This window comes from Cupriavidus sp. LA-1, assembly GCF_055385985.1.
Map to the genome: position 1 here is coordinate 2,769,310 of NZ_AP031387.1, position 15,997 is coordinate 2,785,306.

15 protein-coding genes are annotated in these 15,997 nt (G+C 68.0%); 10 read left to right on the forward strand and 5 right to left on the reverse strand.

What is annotated here, in order from left to right; all coding sequences use genetic code 11:
* Window positions 1-94: 94 nt before the first annotated feature.
* Complete coding sequence (locus ACZ5MJ_RS12895; protein ID WP_464219782.1) at window positions 95-1,003, forward strand: LysR family transcriptional regulator; 909 nt, start codon at window positions 95-97, stop codon at window positions 1,001-1,003.
* Between the two features lie 15 nt (window positions 1,004-1,018).
* Here ACZ5MJ_RS12895 and ACZ5MJ_RS12900 read toward each other — a convergent pair whose 3' ends face one another.
* A complete protein-coding gene (locus tag ACZ5MJ_RS12900) occupies window positions 1,019-1,927 on the reverse strand; it encodes a LysR substrate-binding domain-containing protein (RefSeq protein ID WP_464219784.1) in 909 nt (302 codons plus the stop codon).
* A gap of 124 nt (window positions 1,928-2,051) precedes the next feature.
* On the opposite strand from ACZ5MJ_RS12900, the gene ACZ5MJ_RS12905 reads away from it, so the two are divergent.
* From ACZ5MJ_RS12905 to ACZ5MJ_RS12915, 3 genes are all read left to right on the forward strand, one after another.
* Window positions 2,052-3,038: a tripartite tricarboxylate transporter substrate binding protein BugE gene (locus ACZ5MJ_RS12905; RefSeq protein ID WP_464219785.1), complete on the forward strand. Its 987-nt coding sequence runs from the start codon at window positions 2,052-2,054 to the stop codon at window positions 3,036-3,038.
* Window positions 3,039-3,053: 15 nt separating this feature from the next.
* Window positions 3,054-3,941 (forward strand): N-formylglutamate amidohydrolase, encoded by an 888-nt coding sequence (locus ACZ5MJ_RS12910; protein WP_464219787.1) that lies wholly within the window; start codon window positions 3,054-3,056, stop codon window positions 3,939-3,941.
* A gap of 249 nt (window positions 3,942-4,190) precedes the next feature.
* Window positions 4,191-4,964, forward strand: a complete 774-nt coding sequence (locus tag ACZ5MJ_RS12915; protein WP_464219789.1) for a BspC domain-containing protein — start codon at window positions 4,191-4,193, stop codon at window positions 4,962-4,964.
* Window positions 4,965-5,033: 69 nt separating this feature from the next.
* Here the strand turns inward: ACZ5MJ_RS12915 and ACZ5MJ_RS12920 are convergent, their stop codons facing one another.
* Together ACZ5MJ_RS12920 and yaaA are read right to left on the reverse strand one after the other, a co-directional pair.
* A complete protein-coding gene (locus tag ACZ5MJ_RS12920) occupies window positions 5,034-6,176 on the reverse strand; it encodes a M14 family metallopeptidase (protein WP_464219790.1) in 1,143 nt (380 codons plus the stop codon).
* A 26-nt stretch (window positions 6,177-6,202) separates the two neighbouring features.
* On the reverse strand, window positions 6,203-6,988 hold the full coding sequence (gene yaaA / locus ACZ5MJ_RS12925) for a peroxide stress protein YaaA (protein ID WP_464219791.1): 786 nt from the start codon (window positions 6,986-6,988) through the stop codon (window positions 6,203-6,205).
* A 49-nt stretch (window positions 6,989-7,037) separates the two neighbouring features.
* Here yaaA and ACZ5MJ_RS12930 point away from each other — a divergent pair, with 49 nt between their 5' ends.
* Entirely contained in the window at window positions 7,038-7,577 is a 540-nt protein-coding gene (locus ACZ5MJ_RS12930) for a PIN domain-containing protein (RefSeq protein ID WP_464219793.1), read from the forward strand.
* A gap of 83 nt (window positions 7,578-7,660) precedes the next feature.
* Complete coding sequence (locus ACZ5MJ_RS12935) at window positions 7,661-8,842, forward strand: pyridoxal phosphate-dependent aminotransferase (RefSeq protein WP_464219794.1); 1,182 nt, start codon at window positions 7,661-7,663, stop codon at window positions 8,840-8,842.
* An 80-nt stretch (window positions 8,843-8,922) separates the two neighbouring features.
* Here ACZ5MJ_RS12935 and ACZ5MJ_RS12940 read toward each other — a convergent pair whose 3' ends face one another.
* A complete protein-coding gene (locus ACZ5MJ_RS12940; RefSeq protein ID WP_464219795.1) occupies window positions 8,923-9,564 on the reverse strand; it encodes a glutathione S-transferase in 642 nt (213 codons plus the stop codon).
* A 196-nt stretch (window positions 9,565-9,760) separates the two neighbouring features.
* Between ACZ5MJ_RS12940 and ACZ5MJ_RS12945 the strand changes: the two genes are divergently transcribed.
* The 4 genes from ACZ5MJ_RS12945 to ACZ5MJ_RS12960 all read left to right on the forward strand — a co-directional run bounded on the left by ACZ5MJ_RS12945 (window position 9,761) and on the right by ACZ5MJ_RS12960 (window position 14,055).
* A complete protein-coding gene (locus ACZ5MJ_RS12945) occupies window positions 9,761-11,284 on the forward strand; it encodes a 3-hydroxyacyl-CoA dehydrogenase (RefSeq protein ID WP_464223715.1) in 1,524 nt (507 codons plus the stop codon).
* Between the two features lie 33 nt (window positions 11,285-11,317).
* Window positions 11,318-12,097: an oxepin-CoA hydrolase, alternative type gene (locus ACZ5MJ_RS12950; RefSeq protein ID WP_464219796.1), complete on the forward strand. Its 780-nt coding sequence runs from the start codon at window positions 11,318-11,320 to the stop codon at window positions 12,095-12,097.
* A 96-nt stretch (window positions 12,098-12,193) separates the two neighbouring features.
* Complete coding sequence (locus tag ACZ5MJ_RS12955) at window positions 12,194-12,922, forward strand: histidine phosphatase family protein (protein WP_464219797.1); 729 nt, start codon at window positions 12,194-12,196, stop codon at window positions 12,920-12,922.
* Between the two features lie 56 nt (window positions 12,923-12,978).
* Window positions 12,979-14,055: a phosphotransferase gene (locus ACZ5MJ_RS12960; RefSeq protein ID WP_464219799.1), complete on the forward strand. Its 1,077-nt coding sequence runs from the start codon at window positions 12,979-12,981 to the stop codon at window positions 14,053-14,055.
* A gap of 69 nt (window positions 14,056-14,124) precedes the next feature.
* On the opposite strand, the gene ggt is transcribed toward ACZ5MJ_RS12960, so the two are convergent.
* Window positions 14,125-15,987: a gamma-glutamyltransferase gene (gene ggt / locus ACZ5MJ_RS12965; RefSeq protein ID WP_464219800.1), complete on the reverse strand. Its 1,863-nt coding sequence runs from the start codon at window positions 15,985-15,987 to the stop codon at window positions 14,125-14,127.
* Window positions 15,988-15,997 lie beyond the last annotated feature (10 nt).

Here is a 15,997-nt window from a genome sequence, read left to right on the forward strand (position 1 = left end):
AGTGCGGAATAAGAGGCAGGGCTTGCCGACCAGTATGGTCAAGACGGCCTTGCCCCGAAATTGCCGTTTTCGGGCAAACTCATTACCATTCGGCATGACCCTCGACCTGCGCCAGCTTCTGGCCTTCCTTGCGGTGTGCGAACACGGCAGCCTGGGCCGCGCCGCCGCACAGCTGAACGTGACCCAGCCAGCGCTGAGCCGCACCATCCAGCGGCTGGAAGCGCAACTGGATGCGCCGCTGTTCGAACGCTATGCCACCGGCATGGTACTGACCGCCTATGGCGAGGCCCTGCTGCCGCACGCCAACCTCTTGCGCCACGAAGCCGAGCACGCCACCGAGGCCGTGCGCGCGCTGCGCGGGCTGGCGGCCGGCACCATCCGCGTGGGCGCTGTTGCCAGCGTGGCCAGCGTGGTGCTGCCGGAGGCGATCGAGGCGGTGCTGGCGCGCTGGCCCGGATTGCGCGTGCGCATTGTCGAGGGGGTGGGAGACTTCCTGGCCGATGCGCTGTTGCGGCGCGAGATCGACCTGGCCATCGGCATCGCCTTGCCCGAGAACGAGGAAATCTGCGCCGTGGCGGATGTGGGCTGGAGCGACAGCAGCTTCGTGGTCGCCGCGGCCGGGCATCCGCTGATGGTCCGGCCGGCGCTGCGGCTGGCGGATACGGCTGGCTGCCGCTGGGTCATGCCGCCGCGCGGCACGGCGCCATTCGACGAACTGCAGCGGCTGTTTGCGCGGGCCGGGCTGCCGCCGCCGGAGATCGTCGCCGAAACCCGCTCGATCATTGCGCTCAAGGCGTTGGTGGCACGTGCGGGCTTCCTCAGCTGGATGGCCGCGCCGATGTACGAGGCCGAGCAGAAGGCCGGCATGATCCTGCCGCTGCCCATCGAAGGCGCGCAGGCGCCGCGCCGGCTGGCGGTCTACCGGCGCCGGCAAGGCATCCTGCCGGCGCCGGCCGCGAAGCTGCTGGAACAATTGCGGCAGCTGACTTCGGGCAATGGCTGAACCGCGGCCCGCGCCTCAGCCCGGCCGCGCCAGGTCGGCCCCCTCCATCATCCACGCGCGGAACGTGCGCAGCGCCGGCAGGTGCTGCTTCTGTTCGGGGTAGCACAGGTAATAGCCCTTCCTGGCCAGCACCTGGGCCGGGTGCGCCACCACCAGCGCGCCCGTGGCCAGTTCTTCCTCGATCAGGCAGCGCGGGATCAGCGCGATGCCCAGCCCCGACAGCGCCGCTTGCGTGAGCAGCGAAAACTGGTCGAAGCGCGCGCCGCTCCAGGCCTCGCGCGTGGGCACGCCCAGCGTGGCGAACCAGTCGGGCCAGGCTTCAGGCACGGTGGTGTGGTGCAGCAGCGGATAGCGCAGCAACGCGGCCGGGGTGAGGGCCACGCCGCCGGGCTCGGAGGCCAGCAGGCCCGGGCGGCAGACCGGCAAGACCTCGCGCCCGGTCATGTAGTCGGCCAGGCTGCCGGGCCAGACGCCGTCGCCGAAGCGGATGGCGGCGTCCAGGTCCGGCTCGGAAAAATCGTAACCCTGCGCATGCGGCACGAATTCCAGCATGACCTCCGGGTGGCGGGCGAAGAACTGCGGCAAGCGCGGGATCAGCCACTTGGCACCCAGGGTCGGCATGCTGGCGATATGCAGCACGCCGCCCCGCCCCTGGCGCGCCATCAGTTCCAGGGTGGCGGCCTCGAGTTCGTTCAGGCTGGGGCCGATGCGCTCCAGGTAGCGCTCACCGGCCGTGGTAAGCACCAGGCGCTGGCGCACGCGCTGGAACAGTTCCACGCCGAGATAGGCCTCCAGGCTGCGCACCTGCTTGCTGACTGCGCCTTGCGTGACATGCAGCTCACGGGCGGCTACGGTGAAACTGCTATGACGCGCTGCCGCCTCGAAGGCCTGCAACTCAGTCAGCGACGGACATAGGCGTCGCATAAATCACCTCTACTTCACGACCAAATGGAATGAGCCAAGGATTTTATTTCGTTTGCGGCGCGCTCGCTCGGACGCGCAGAATCGTGAAATCCACTTTATTCCTCTCCTCGCCCTGGATCCCTTCATGCAACGTCGCCATCTTCTCCAAGTCCTGGCCGCCGCTTCGGCCGCCGTCGCCGCAGGCATTGCCTTCAGCGCCGCCGCCCAGACCGGCTATCCGACCAAGCCGATCACGCTGGTCGTGCCCTTCCCCGCCGGCGGCACCACCGACATCGTCGCGCGCATCGTTGCCGACAAGCTCGGCCAGCAATTGGGCCAGGCCGTGGTGGTGGACAACCGCGGCGGCGCCGGCGGCAGCATCGGCACCGCTTTCCTGTCCAAGGCCGCGCCGGACGGCTACACGCTGGGCATTGCCACGGCCTCGACCCATGGCATCAATCCGGCGGTCTACCCGCACCTGTCCTACGATGCAACCAAGGACTTCACCACCATCACCAACCTGGCCTCGGTGCCCAACGTGATGAGCATCAACCCGGCGGTCAAGGCCACCGACATGAAGTCCTTCATCGCGCTGGCGCACGCGCAGCCCAACAAGCTGGCCTATGGCTCGGCGGGTAACGGCAGCGTCTCGCACATGATGGGGGAACTGTTCAAGATGAGCAGCAAGACCGAACTGCTGCACGTGCCGTACAAGGGCGTGGGCCCGGCGCTGAACGACGCGCTAGCAGGCCAGGTGCAGGTGCTGTTCGACAACCTGCCGTCGTCGCTGCCGTTCATCGAGAGCGGCAAGCTGCGTGCGCTCGCCGTGGCGGCGCCCAGGCGCGTAGCCGCGCTGCCCAACGTGCCGACCTTCGCCGAACTGGGCCTGGGCGAAGTCAACGACGCCGCCTGGTTCGGCCTGATCGCGCCGGCCAACCTGCCCGCGGATATCCAGGCCAAGCTCAATGCCGCCGCGCTGAAGGTGCTGGCGCTGCCGGAAGTGAAGGCGAAGCTGGACAAGCTGGGTGCCACCCCGGTGGGCGATACCCCGGCGCACTTTGCCGCCCAGATCAAGAGCGAAGTGGCCAAGAACAAGCGCGTGGCCGCCGCCGCCAGGATCTCGCTCGACTGATTCCACAGCCACACCATGACCGACACCGACCGAACCACCGCGGACAGTCCGTTCTACCTGTACCAGCCCGAGGGCGAGCCCGCGGCGCTGTTCCTGGACTCGCCGCACAGCGCGACGATCTACCCGACGGACTTCCGCCCCGACCCCGCGCTGCCGCTGCCGCTGCTGCGCCAGGCCGAAGACACCTTTGTCGACGAGCTCTACGCCGGCGCCCCGGCGCGCGGCATCCCGCTGCTGTGCGCGGGCTTTCCGCGCAGCTACCTGGACGCCAACCGCGCGCTGGAGGAAATCGACGAAACCCTGCTCGACGCGCCCTGGCCCGGCGCAAAGCAGGAAACCTCCAAGACCCGGCTGGGCAAGGGCCTGGTCTGGCGCGTGCTGGACACCGGCGAGGCCATCTACGACCGCAAGCTGAGCGTGGAAGAAGTGCAGGCGCGCATCAACCGCTGCTACCTGCCCTACTACGCGCAACTGCAGAAGCTGGCCGACCGCGCCGTCTCCAGCCACGGCAGCGCCTGGCATATCAACTGCCATTCGATGCCGAGCCACGCCGCGCCGTTCGCCACCGAGTTCCCGGGCCTGGAGCATCCGGACTTCGTGGTGGGCGACCGGGACGGCACCACCTGCGACAAGCGCTTCACCGACCGGGTCCAGGGCGTGCTCAAGGACCTGGGCTACGACGTCTGGCGCAACCACCCGTACAAGGGCGTGGAGATCGTGCGCGTGGTGGGCCAGCCCCAGGCCGGCCGCCACAGCCTGCAATTGGAGGTCAACCGCAAGCTCTACATGGACGAAGCGGGCCTCACGCATACCGCGGGCTTCGCCAGGCTGCGGCATGACCTGAACACGCTGCTCGACGAGCTGCTGCGCTTTACCCGCGCGATGCCGTCGCGCGTGGCTTGAGGCGGGCCACGCTCGCTTGCGGGTTCACCGCAGTGGCGCGGCTCGGACGGTTCGTGTCAGCGCAAGGATCACTTCCTGCGCGTAGCCATGCGTTGGAAGAATGGGTAACAAGATTTAGGAACTTTGTCAGATAGGTTTCCTCTATCATGGCATTCCTTTGCGAACCCATCCTGCCTGGCGGCATCATGGAACCCAACGGGGTCCCTTGGGCCGGCAGGCAACTCCAAGCACGCACACACCGCTCACACCGTGATCCGACGAATCTCCGAACTGCTCGGCAGCCGGCTCCGCATGGTGGCTGCCGCGGTAGCCGGTGCGATCGCGCTGGCAGGCTGCGCCAACCTGCCGGCCGACGAGGCCGGCGCCGCCGCCAGCCCGGCCCCGGCACCCGCCGCAGCGCCCGCCCCCGCACCGGCTGCTTCCACCCAGCCCCCCACCAAGACCATCACCCTGCCCGACCGTGGCCGCGTCAGCCTGTCCGAGTACCGCGCGCGCATGCGCGAACAGCTGATGAAGACCGAGAACGCCACCAGCGACGTGGCGGACTGCGCGGCCCACGCCAGCTGGGTGGTGCCGCGTTCGGCCACCTACGATGCCCTGAAGATCCCCACCGGCGCCCTCGCCGCGGGACAAGCCACGACCGAAACCTGGAGCGGGCGCTTCTCGCCCGGCAAGCAGGCCGTGCCGGTCAGTTCGGTGGTCACGTTCGGCGCTACCGCGCACAAGCGCCGCGGTGATGATGACTGGCAGCCGGTGAAGGTGCGCTGCGGTTATGACGACGGCATGATGCTGGCGTATGAATTGCAGGACAGCAGCGGCGCCACCATCAGCGAACCGGCCGCCGCACCGGCCGTGCACACCGCCACGCACACTTCGGCAGGCAAGAGCCGCAAGGGGGCCAAGGGGAAGAGCACGGCTTCGAAGTCGGGCAAGGCGTCGGCGTCCAAGTCGTCGAAGTCAACGGCCGCCAAGTCAACGTCCGGCGCCGCCAAGACGTCCGGCAAGACCAAGAAGAAGCAATAGGCGCACGGCAATCGCGCCGTTCAGGCCCACCCGGTTGCATCCGGGCGGGCCGTTTGCGCATGCGCTGGCTCAGCCCAGATAGTCCAGGATCGCCTGCAGCATCGCCGTCCCCAGCAGCGCGCTGCGCGCGCCGTTCCAGCCGACCTCCGGATCGGGCAGATCGGCATTGTCCTTGAACGGCATCTCCAGCGTCAGTGCCAGGCAGCCGAAGGTATGGCCGATGTACTTGGACGCCAGCTTGAGCGCGTCGGCGTTGTACTTGCTGGCCGCGTAGCCGTGCACGTCCTGGAAGTCCGGCGAGGCCCGCTTGAAGGCTTCGATAAAGCGTAGCTGCTCACGCCGGCGCGCTTCGGTAAAGCCCGGCAGCATCTCGCTGCCGGCGACGAAGTTATATGGCAGGCCCTCGTCGCCATGGATATCGAAAAACATGTCGCAGCCGCTGGCCTCGATGGCGCGGCGCACGTGGTAGACCTCGGGGCTGGTATCCGCGCTCGGCGTCATCCACTCGCGGTTCAGGTTGGCGCCGGCGGCGTTGGTGCGCAGGTTGCCGCGCGCCGAGCCGTCCGGGTTCATGTTCGGCACGATATGGAAGACCGCGCGCTCCAGCAGCTTGCGCGCGACCGGGTCGCCCGCCCACATGCCGGTGCCGGTCAGGCGCTGCAGCACGCCCTCGACAAACCATTCGGCCATGCTCTCGCCCGGGTGCTGGCGCGCGATCATCCAGATGGTCTTCTTGCCGGGGCCGGGCCGGCCCAGCGTGACGCGGGTCATGTCGCGCCCGTCGACGGTGCTGCCCAGGTGCGACAGCCGCGCCAGCGGCGAGCGCTGGCAGGTCGCCAGCAGCGACAGGTGGCGCTCGTCCGGATACGGCTCGAAATACGCGAACCAGATGCTGTCGTGCCCGGGCGTGCATTCCACCGTCATCACGTGGCCGTCAAAGCGCGTCGGCACGCGGAACCAGTTGGCGCGGTCGTACGAGGCCACCGCGCGGTAGTCGCGCCAGCCATCGGGATAGGTGCAGTCGCCCGCGTTCAGGAAGTGCATCCGGCACGCCTGCCCCGCCGCGCCCTGCAGGCGGAAGTGGAACCACTGGCGGAAGTCGGCGTTTGAATCGGCGCGGATGCGCAGGCGGATATCGTCGGCGCGGTCGAGTGCCTCGACCTCGATGGCGCCGGAGTCGAATTGCGAAGAGATATGCAAGGCGGAAGGCATGGCAGGCTGTCTCGTGGCGATGGGTTTCAGTCTTCCAGGCGGCGGCGGAACACCCAGCGGGTGGCATCCGAGGCCGCCTTGTCGAAGGCGTAGCCGTCCTCGGCAAAGCGCTTGAGCTTTTCCGGCTCGGTCACGCGATGCGTCACCGCGTAGCGCGCCATGGTGCCGCGCGCGCGCTTGGCATGGAACGAAATGATCTTGTAGCGCCCGCCCTTCCAGTCCTCGAACACCGGCGTGACGATGCGCGCCGCCAGCACCTTGGGCCGCACCACCTTGAAATACTCCTCCGAGGCCAGGTTGACCAGCACCGGCGCGCCTTCCTGCTTGAGCGCGGCCATGTCGGCGTTGATCATCTGCGTGACATCGTCGCCCCAGAACGCGTACAGGTCCTTGCCCGCGACGTTGTCGAGGCGCGTGCCCATCTCCAGCCGGTAGGGCTGCATCCAGTCCAGCGGGCGCAGCACCCCATACAGGCCGGACAGGATGCGGATGTGTTTCTGCGCAAAACCAAGGTCGTCGGCCGACAGCGCCTTCGCATCCAGGCCGTCGTAGACGTCGCCATTGAAGGCCAGCACCGCCTGCTTGCTGTTGGCCGCGGTGAACGCTGGCGACCAGTCGGCGTAGCGCGTCACGTTGAGCACCGCGAGCTTGTCGGAGATGTCCATCAGCGCGCCCACATCCTGCGGCGCGAGCTTGCGCAGGCGCTCGATCAGCGTGGCGGAACGGTCGATAAAGCGCGGCAGCGTATGGGTCTTGATGCGCGGGGGAGTCTCGTAGTCCAGCGACTTGGCGGGAGACAAAACGATGAGCATGGCAAAATCGCGGCAGTAGCCAAGGACAAACAAGCCAAGATTGTAGCGAATGCGCCTCGACACCACCGGAACCACCTCGTCGGCAAGCCCGGCCGCCAGCCCCGCCGGCATCACATCTGCGCCGCGCGTGGTGCTGGACTCCAATATCTGGGTAGACCTGCTGGTCTTCCGCGACCCGCACGTCGAGCCGATCCGCGCGGCGCTGGAAGCCGGCACCATCGCCCCGGTGATCCGCGCCGACTGCCGCGAGGAACTGCGCCGGGTGCTGGCCTATCCGCAATTTGCCCGCTTTGACGTCGATATCGATGCCGCGCTGGCCACGGTCGACCGCCTCGCCAGCCTCGAGGCCGCGCCGCCGCAGGCCGACTACGACGCCATCCGCCTGCCGCGCTGCAAGGACACCGACGACCAGAAGTTCGTGGAACTGGCCCACTTTGCCGGCGCCGCGTGCCTGGTGTCGAAGGACAAGGCCGTGCTCAAGCTGCGCACCCGCCTGCGCCGCAGCAGCGGCGTCGAGGTGATGACGCCGCCGGCGTTTGGCGCCTGGCTGGCCGCGCTTGGCACCGCCACCGCCGCCGATCCGCTTTAGAATGGCGGCTCCCGGCGCCGCCTCCGCGGTGGTGCCGCACGCCTGACTGCATCCCGTCCCCACCGCATCGACACGTTCGCACCATGTCCGCAGACACCACCCACGCCCAGCTGACGCCGCTGACCCCGCCTCCCTCGCGCCTGCCCGGCGTCGGCACCACCATCTTTACCGTGATGTCCGCGCTGGCCGCCGAGAAGAACGCGGTCAACCTGGGCCAGGGCTTCCCGGACTTCGACTGCGACCCGAAGATCATCGATGCCGTGGCCGGTGCCATGCGCGCCGGCCACAACCAGTACCCGCCGATGGCAGGCGTGCCGCGCCTGCGCCAGGCCATCGCCGGCAAGATCGCCAGCCTCTACGGGCATCAGTACAGCTGGGACACCGAGATCACCGTCACGGCCGGCGCCACCCAGGGCATCCTGACCGCGATCCTGTGCGCAGTGCATCCGGGCGACGAGGTGATCGTGCTGGAGCCGTGCTACGACAGCTACCTGCCCGCGATCGAACTGGCCGGCGCCACGGCCGTGCCGGTCACGCTGGAGGCACCCGCGTTCCGCGTGCCCTTCGACAAGCTCGCCGCCGCGATCACGCCGCGCACGCGCATGATCCTGATCAACACGCCGCACAACCCCACCGGCACGATCTGGCGCGCGGCCGACATGGACCAGGTGGCGCAGATCCTGGCGGGCACCGACATCCTGCTGCTGTCCGACGAGGTCTACGAGCACATGGTCTACGACGGCCAGCCGCACGCCTCGGTGTCGCGCCACCCGGAACTGGCGCGCCGCAGCTTCGTGATCTCCAGCTTCGGCAAGACCTATCACGTGACCGGCTGGAAGGTCGGCTACGTGGCCGCGCCGGCCGCCTTGATGGCCGAATTCCGCAAGGTGCATCAGTTCAATGTGTTCACGGTGAATACGCCGGTGCAGCATGGCCTGGCGGACTACATGGCCGACCCCGCGCCCTACCTGCAGCTGTCGGCGTTCTACCAGGCCAAGCGCGACTTCTTCCGCGCCGGGCTGGCCGGCAGCCGCTTCAAGCTGCTGCCGTCGGACGGCACCTACTTCCAGTGCGTCGACTACTCCGCCATTTCCGACCTGAGCGAGGCCGACTTCGCCATGTGGCTGACGCGCGAGATCGGCGTGGCCGCGATCCCGGTCTCGGCCTTCTACACGCAGCCGCGTGAATCGGGCGTGGTGCGCTTCTGCTTTGCCAAGAAGGAAGAGACGCTGGCACTGGCGCTGGAGCGGCTGGGCAAGCTCTGAGCCCGGCGCGGGCGCCCCGGACAAAAACAAGAACGCCCGCGAGGCCATCGCGGGCGTTTTGCATTGGCGGCTGCCGTGCCTTACTTGTTCTTGCTCATCATCAGCTCGAGATTGGCCTTGCGGTCGGCATTGACCTTCTGCACCGATTCGCGCGCCGACAGCGTCTTCAGGTAGTCCTTGACCGGCAGTTCGGCCAGCAGGTCGGTGCCGTAGATGATCTTGGTGCACGACGACACCAGCGGCAGGTGCACCGCGGCGGCGCAGTCGGCCAGCGTAAAGGTGTCCCCGGCGATATACGGCGAGAACTTTGCCAGCTTGGCGAAGGCCGGGACATAGCGCGTGAGCAGCTTGTGCTGGCGCTCCTTGACGCCGTCGCTTACCTTGCCGCCGAAGAAGGCCTCCGGGTACAGCTCGCGCGCGGTCAGCTCCAGGTACAGCTCCATGAAGACCGTGATCTCGCGCACCTTGGCGGCCTGGAACGGGTCGCGCGGCAGCAGCGGCGTCTGCGGATAAGCCGCCTCCACATAGTCGACGATCGCTTCGGACTCGCACAGCGGGCCGGATTCGGTGATGATGTAGGGCACCTTGCCCGCGGGCGTGGCCGCCGGGTCGGTCTGGCCGATCCAGGCCAGCACCTCTTCGAACGGCACGTTCTTTTCCAGCAGCGCCAGCTTCACTTTGTTGTAATAGTTGCTGGCGGCAAAACCGCAGAGCTTCAGCATGTCGTCTCTCTCTGTTGTTGGAATGATCCCCGCATCGCACGGCGTGGATGGGTCGCAGCGGGTGATTGTGGACCATCCGGGGTCTGCAGTGTACCGGCTGGCCGATCAGCGCACGCCGCCTGCCCTGCCCGTCTGTCGCGGAAGGTGCAAAAAACGTACGATCGTGCTAATTTAACCACAACTTTTGGGACAAATGATGAGCACTTTCACCATCGATACGCTGGGTATCGTCGGCACCGGCGCCATGGGCCGGGGTATCGCGCAGATCGCCGCGCAGGCTGGCCTGACCGTCAACCTGTACGACGCCAACCCGCAAGCGGTCGCCGCCGCGCGCCAGTACCTGCAGGAAACCCTGGCCAGGCTGGCCGACAAGGGCAAGATCAGCGCCGCCGATGCCGAGGCCACGCTGGCCCGCGTCAAGCCCTGCGGCGCGCTGGAAGACCTGGCCGGCTGCGACATGGTGCTGGAAGCCATCGTCGAGAAGCTGGAGGTCAAGCGCGACCTGATCGCCAAACTGGAAGCCGTGCTGCGTGAGGACGCCATCATCGCCTCGAATACGTCGTCGCTGTCGATCACCGCGATCGCCGTCGGTGCCAGGCACCCGGGCCGCATCGCCGGCTACCACTTCTTCAACCCGGTGCCGCTGATGAAGGTGGTCGAGGTCATCGACGGCCTGTCGGGCAACCCCGCGGTGGGCGACGCGCTGATGGCGCTGTCGCGCCGCATGGGCCATACGCCGGTGCGCTGCAAGGACATGCCGGGCTTTATCGTCAACCATGCCGGCCGCGGCATGAACATCGAAGGCCTGAAGGTCGCGCAGGAAGGCGTGGCCGCGTTTGCCGACATCGACAACATCATGCGCGAGCAGGCCGGCTTCCGCATGGGCCCGTTCGAGCTGATGGACCTGACCGGGCTGGACGTGTCGCATCCGGTGATGGAATCGATCTACAACCAGTTCTACCAGGAACCGCGCTACCGCCCCTCGCCGATCACGGCGATCCGTGCGGTCGGCGGGCTGATCGGCCGCAAGGCCGGCGCCGGTTTCTATGCCTACGCCGATGGCCAGAAGCAAGTACCGGCCGCTGCCGCGGTGCCGGGCGCGCGCCCGCCGAGCGTTTGGGTGAGCCACGCAAGCGAGCGCGGCCACGCCATGGTGACCAAGCTGCTGGGCGCGCTGGGGGTGACGCCGGAAGGCGGCAACAAGCCGTCGGCCGATGCGCTGATCATCGTCACGCCGCTGGGCCTGGACGCCACCACCAGCGCGCTGCAACAGGGACTGGACCCGGCCCGCGCCGTCGCCATCGACACGCTGCTGCCGTTCGAGGCCACCAAGCGCCGCACGCTGATGACCACGCCGGCCACCAGCGCCGCCGCGCGCGATGCCGCGCACGGCCTCTTTGCCAGCGACGGCGTGCCGGTCACGGTGATCCGCGACTCGGCGGGCTTCGTTGCGCAGCGAATTCTCTGCTGCATCATCAACATCGCGAGCGATATCGCCCAGCAGCGCATCGCCACGCCGACTGACATCGACCTGGCCGTGAACCTCGGCCTCGGCTACCCGAAGGGCCCGCTGGCACTGGGCGACGCCGTCGGCCCGCAAATGGTTCTGGAAGTGCTGCGCAACATGGAAGCCCTGACCGGCGACATGCGCTACCGCCCGAGCCCGTGGCTGTGGCGCCGTGCCGGCCTGGGCCTGTCGCTGCTGGCCGAAGAGCAGTAAGCCCGCCACCGCCCCACCGACCAAGCCGCGCCCATGCCTGCACAGTTGCTTTCCCACCGCGTCGATTCGACCCTGGTGCTGACCATCTCGAACCCCGAGGCACGCAATGCGCTGCACCCGGACATCTACGCGGCCTCGCAGCAGGCGCTGGAGCAGGCCGCGGCCGATGACTCGGTGCGCGCGGTGATATTTACCGGCGCCGACGGCATGTTCTGCGCGGGCGGCAACCTGAACCGGCTGCTGGGCAACCGCAGCCAGCCGCCCGAGGTGCAGGCCGCCAGTATCGAGGTGCTGAACCGATGGATCGAGTCGCTGCACGCCTTTCCCAAGCCGATCATCGCGGCAGTGGAAGGCGCGGCCGCGGGCGCGGGCTTTTCGGTGGTGCTGGCGTGCGATTTCGTGGTTGCCGCCAGCGACGCCAAGTTCGTGATGGCCTACGTCTCGGTCGGGCTCACGCCGGATGGCGGCGGCTCGTACGAGCTGGCGCGCGCACTGCCGCGCCAGCTTGCGAGTGAACTGATGATGGAAGGCAAGCCGGTCAACGCCGAGCGGCTGGCGCAGTTCGGCCTGGTCAACCGCGTCACGCCGCCGGGCGAGGCGCTGGCCGAGGCATTGCGCCTGGCGCAGGGCATCGCGAAGCAATCGCCACATGCGGTGGGCCGCATCAAAGGCCTGATCAACCATGCGGGCACGGCCTCGCTGGCCGAGCACCTGCTGGCCGAGCGCGACAGCTTTGTGGCCGCGCTGCATCACCCGGACGGCGGGGAAGGCATCGGCGCCTTCCTGGAAAAGCGCAAGCCGCAGTACCGCTGAAGCCGGAGCCTGGCGCCCGGCGTCTGGCACCCGGCTTTACCCAGACGGCCAGCCCGCGGCAGACGGGCATGCCGACACAATGCAAGGAGACAACGCATGGAATTGCCGCCGTCCTCGCGTCGCCGCATCTACCTGATGCGCCATGGTGCCGTGTCTTATTTCGATGAGACCGGGCAGCGCACCACCCTGCCCGAGATGGTGCCCCTGAACGAGACCGGCCGCATGCAGGCCACCGCCGCCGGCCGCGCCTTTGCCGCCGAGCAGATCCGCTTCGACCGCGTCGTCGTCAGCGGCCTGCCGCGCACGGTGGAGACCGCCGAACGCGTGCTGGCCGAGCTGCCGGAGATGGAAGGCATCGTCCCCGAAGTCTGGCCCGAGCTGCAGGAGATCCGCGGCGGCGACCTGTCCGCGATTGCCGACCAGGACCTGCGCGACGCCTTTGTCGGCGCCTTTGAAGGCGAAGTCCCCGAAGACAAGCGCTTTCTCAACGGCGAAACCATCGGCGCGTTCCTGGACCGCGTGCTGCCGGCGCTGGCGCGCCTGCGCGCCGACCCGGGCTGGGATACCGTGCTGATGGTGCTGCATGGCGGCACCAACCGCGCCATCCTGTCGCAGGCCATCACCTGCGGGCGGCGCGCGTTCTTTGGCTCGCTGCTGCAGACCGCGGGCTGCATCAATGTGCTCGACATGGGCGACGACCCGCTCGACTGGGTGGTGCGCATGACCAACTACTCGCCGCCCACGCCCGTGCACAGCGGCACGCGCCATACCACCATGGAAGTGCTGCTGCACCAGTATTTGCGCGGACGCCAGCCGGCCGGCTGAGCGCGCCGGCCCCCTTCCCATCGATCGAACCCGAACAGAGAACCAACGGAGACAGCATGACCAGCAACGTATCGCACTTCGAGGGCACGCGCCCGGTGGCCGACCAGCAGCGCTTCGACACCGCCGCGCTGGAAGCCTGGATGCGCCAGCACGTGGACGGCTTCGCCGGCCCGCTGACCGTGGAGCAGTTCAAGGGCGGCCAGTCCAACCCGACCTTCAAGCTGGTCACGCCGGGCCAGACCTATGTGATGCGCGCCAAGCCCGGCCCCAAGAGCAAGCTGCTGCCTTCGGCGCACGCAATCGAGCGCGAGTACCGCGTGATGGCGGCGCTGGCCGGCAGCGATGTGCCGGTGGCACGCATGTACGCGCTGTGCGAGGACGAGTCCGTGATCGGCCGCGCCTTCTACATCATGGAATTCGTTGCCGGCCGCGTGCTGTGGGACCAGTCGCTGCCCGGCATGAGCACGGCCGAGCGCAGCGCCATCTATGACGAGATGAACCGCGTCATCGCCGCGCTGCACACGGTCGACTACAACGCCATCGGCCTGGGCGACTACGGCAAGCCCGGCAACTACTTCCAGCGCCAGATCGAGCGCTGGACCAAGCAGTACAAGCTGTCCGAGACCGAGTCGATCCCGTCGATGGACGCGCTGATGGACTGGCTGCCGCAGCATATTCCGCAGGAAGACGCCGACCTGACCTCGATCGTGCATGGCGACTACCGGCTCGACAACCTCATGTTCCACCCGACCGAGCCGCGCGTGCTGGCGGTGCTGGACTGGGAACTGTCCACGCTGGGCCACCCGATGGCCGACTTCAGCTACCACTGCATGAGCTGGCATATCGCCCCGGGCCAGTTCCGCGGCATCGCCGGCCTGGACTTCGCCGCGCTGGGCATCCCCGACGAAGCCAGCTACTGCCGCCAGTACGAGCAGCGCACCGGCCGCCCGATCACCGGCGACTGGAACTTCTACCTGGCCTTCAGCATGTTCCGCATCGCCGGCATCCTGCAGGGGATCATGAAGCGCGTGGTGGATGGCACCGCTTCGTCGGCGCAGGCGCTGGACGCGGGCAAGCGCGCGCGGCCGATGGCGGAGATGGGGTGGCAGTACGCGCAGAAGGCGAAGGGCTGACGCACCGACTGCCGCAGCAAAAGAAAACGGGCGCCACGGCGCCCGTTTTTCATCTGCGTCGCGCGGTGCTCAATCCCCCAGCGCCACACCTTCACGCCGCGGATCCGCACCGCCGGCCCACATCACCTTGCCGTCAGGCCCCTGCTTGCGCATGATGGCCTGCGTGCCGCTGGTCATCTCGATCTCCGCCACCTGGTGGCCGCGCTGCCGCAGCGCCTGCACCAGGGCCGGCGACACCACACCCTTCTCCACTTCGGTCGGGCCGTTGCGGCTGCCGAAGTTGCCCATGCCGATGGCGGCCTGCACGTCCATGTTCCAGTCCAGCATGCCGACCAGCGCCTTGGACACGTACTCGATGATCTGCGAGCCGCCGGGTGAGCCGACCGTGGCGACCAGCTGGCCGGTCTCGCGGTCGAACACCAGCGTCGGCGCCATCGACGAACGCGGGCGCTTGCCCGGCTCTACGCGGTTGGCCACCGGCTTGCCGTTCTCGCTTGGCACGAAGGAGAAGTCGGTCAGCTGGTTGTTCAGCATGAAGCCGCGCACCATCAGGTGGGAGCCAAAATAGGATTCCACGGATGTCGTCATCGAGACCGCGCCGCCGCGGTCATCCACCGCAACAATTTGCGACGTGGAAATGCGCGGCGGCGACCGGTCGGGCGCAAACGCCACCGTGGGACCCGGCGGGATGCCCGGTTGGGCCTTGACCATGCTGTTGTCAGCGATCAGCGCTGCGCGCGAAGCCAGGTAGTCCGGATCTAGCAGGCCAGCCACGTTGACCGGCACGAAATCCGTATCGGCCACGTACAAGCCGCGATCGGCAAAGGCAAGCCGGTCGGCTTCGGCGATCGCGTGCACCGCGTCAGGATTTGCTTCCATGGCCGCGGGCGCGTTCCCACCTCGTGGCTTGAGCGCTGCCAGTGCGTACCTCGGATTCTTCGTTTCGAGCGCCTGCAGCGCGCCGAGGATCTGTGCGATGGCGATGCCGCCCGACGACGGCGGCGGCATGCCGCAGACCTTCCAGCGCTTGTAGTCAGTGCAGACCGGCTCGCGCTCCTTGGCCTTGTAGTTGCGCAGGTCCGCCAGCGACAGCGTGCCGGCATTGGCACTGCCGTTCACCTTGGCGACGATATCCTGCGCAATGGGTCCGCTATACAGCACGCCTGCGCCGCGGCGGGCGATATCGCGCAGCGTCTGCGCGAACTTCGGATTCTTGAGTACCGTGCCGACGGGCTTGGGCTTGCCCTGTGCGTCCAGGAAATAGGCGGCCATCTCCGGCGAGTTGGCCAGGAACTTGTCCGCCGCCACCTGCGTGTACAGGCGCGGCGAAATCGGGAAGCCCTTCTGCGCCAGGTCGATGGCCGGCTGGAACAGTCTGGCCCACGGCAGGCGGCCATGTTGCCGATGCGCCAGTTCAAGCGCGCGCATGACGCCCGGCGCGCCGACCGAACGCCCGCCGATCTGCGCCTCACTGAATTCCATCGGCTTGCCGTCGGCGCGCAGGAACAGGTTCTCGGTAGCGCCGGCCGGAGCCGTCTCGCGGCCGTCAATGGCATGCACACGCTTGCCGTCCCAGTACATGATGAAGGCGCCACCCCCAATGCCGCTGGCCTGCGGCTCGACCAGCGTCAGCACGGCCTGCATGGCGATGGCGGCATCGATGGCCGAGCCGCCCTGGCGCAGGATGGTGCGCCCGGCCTCGGTGGCCAGCGGGTTGGCCGCGGCAGCCATGTGGCGCTGCGCATAGACCGTGGACATGCCCGGGCGATAGCCGGAAGCCACTTCCGGGGCCGACGGCATCGCGCCGGGCGGTGTTGCGGCCGACGGCGCGGCAGTCCCGCCGCCCTGGGTACCACAGGCACCTAGCAGCGCTGTCAGGGCAAGGGCCAGCGCGCCGCGCCAAGCCATCGAAGTGAGGTCAGGGTGAGCCATCCGATATCTC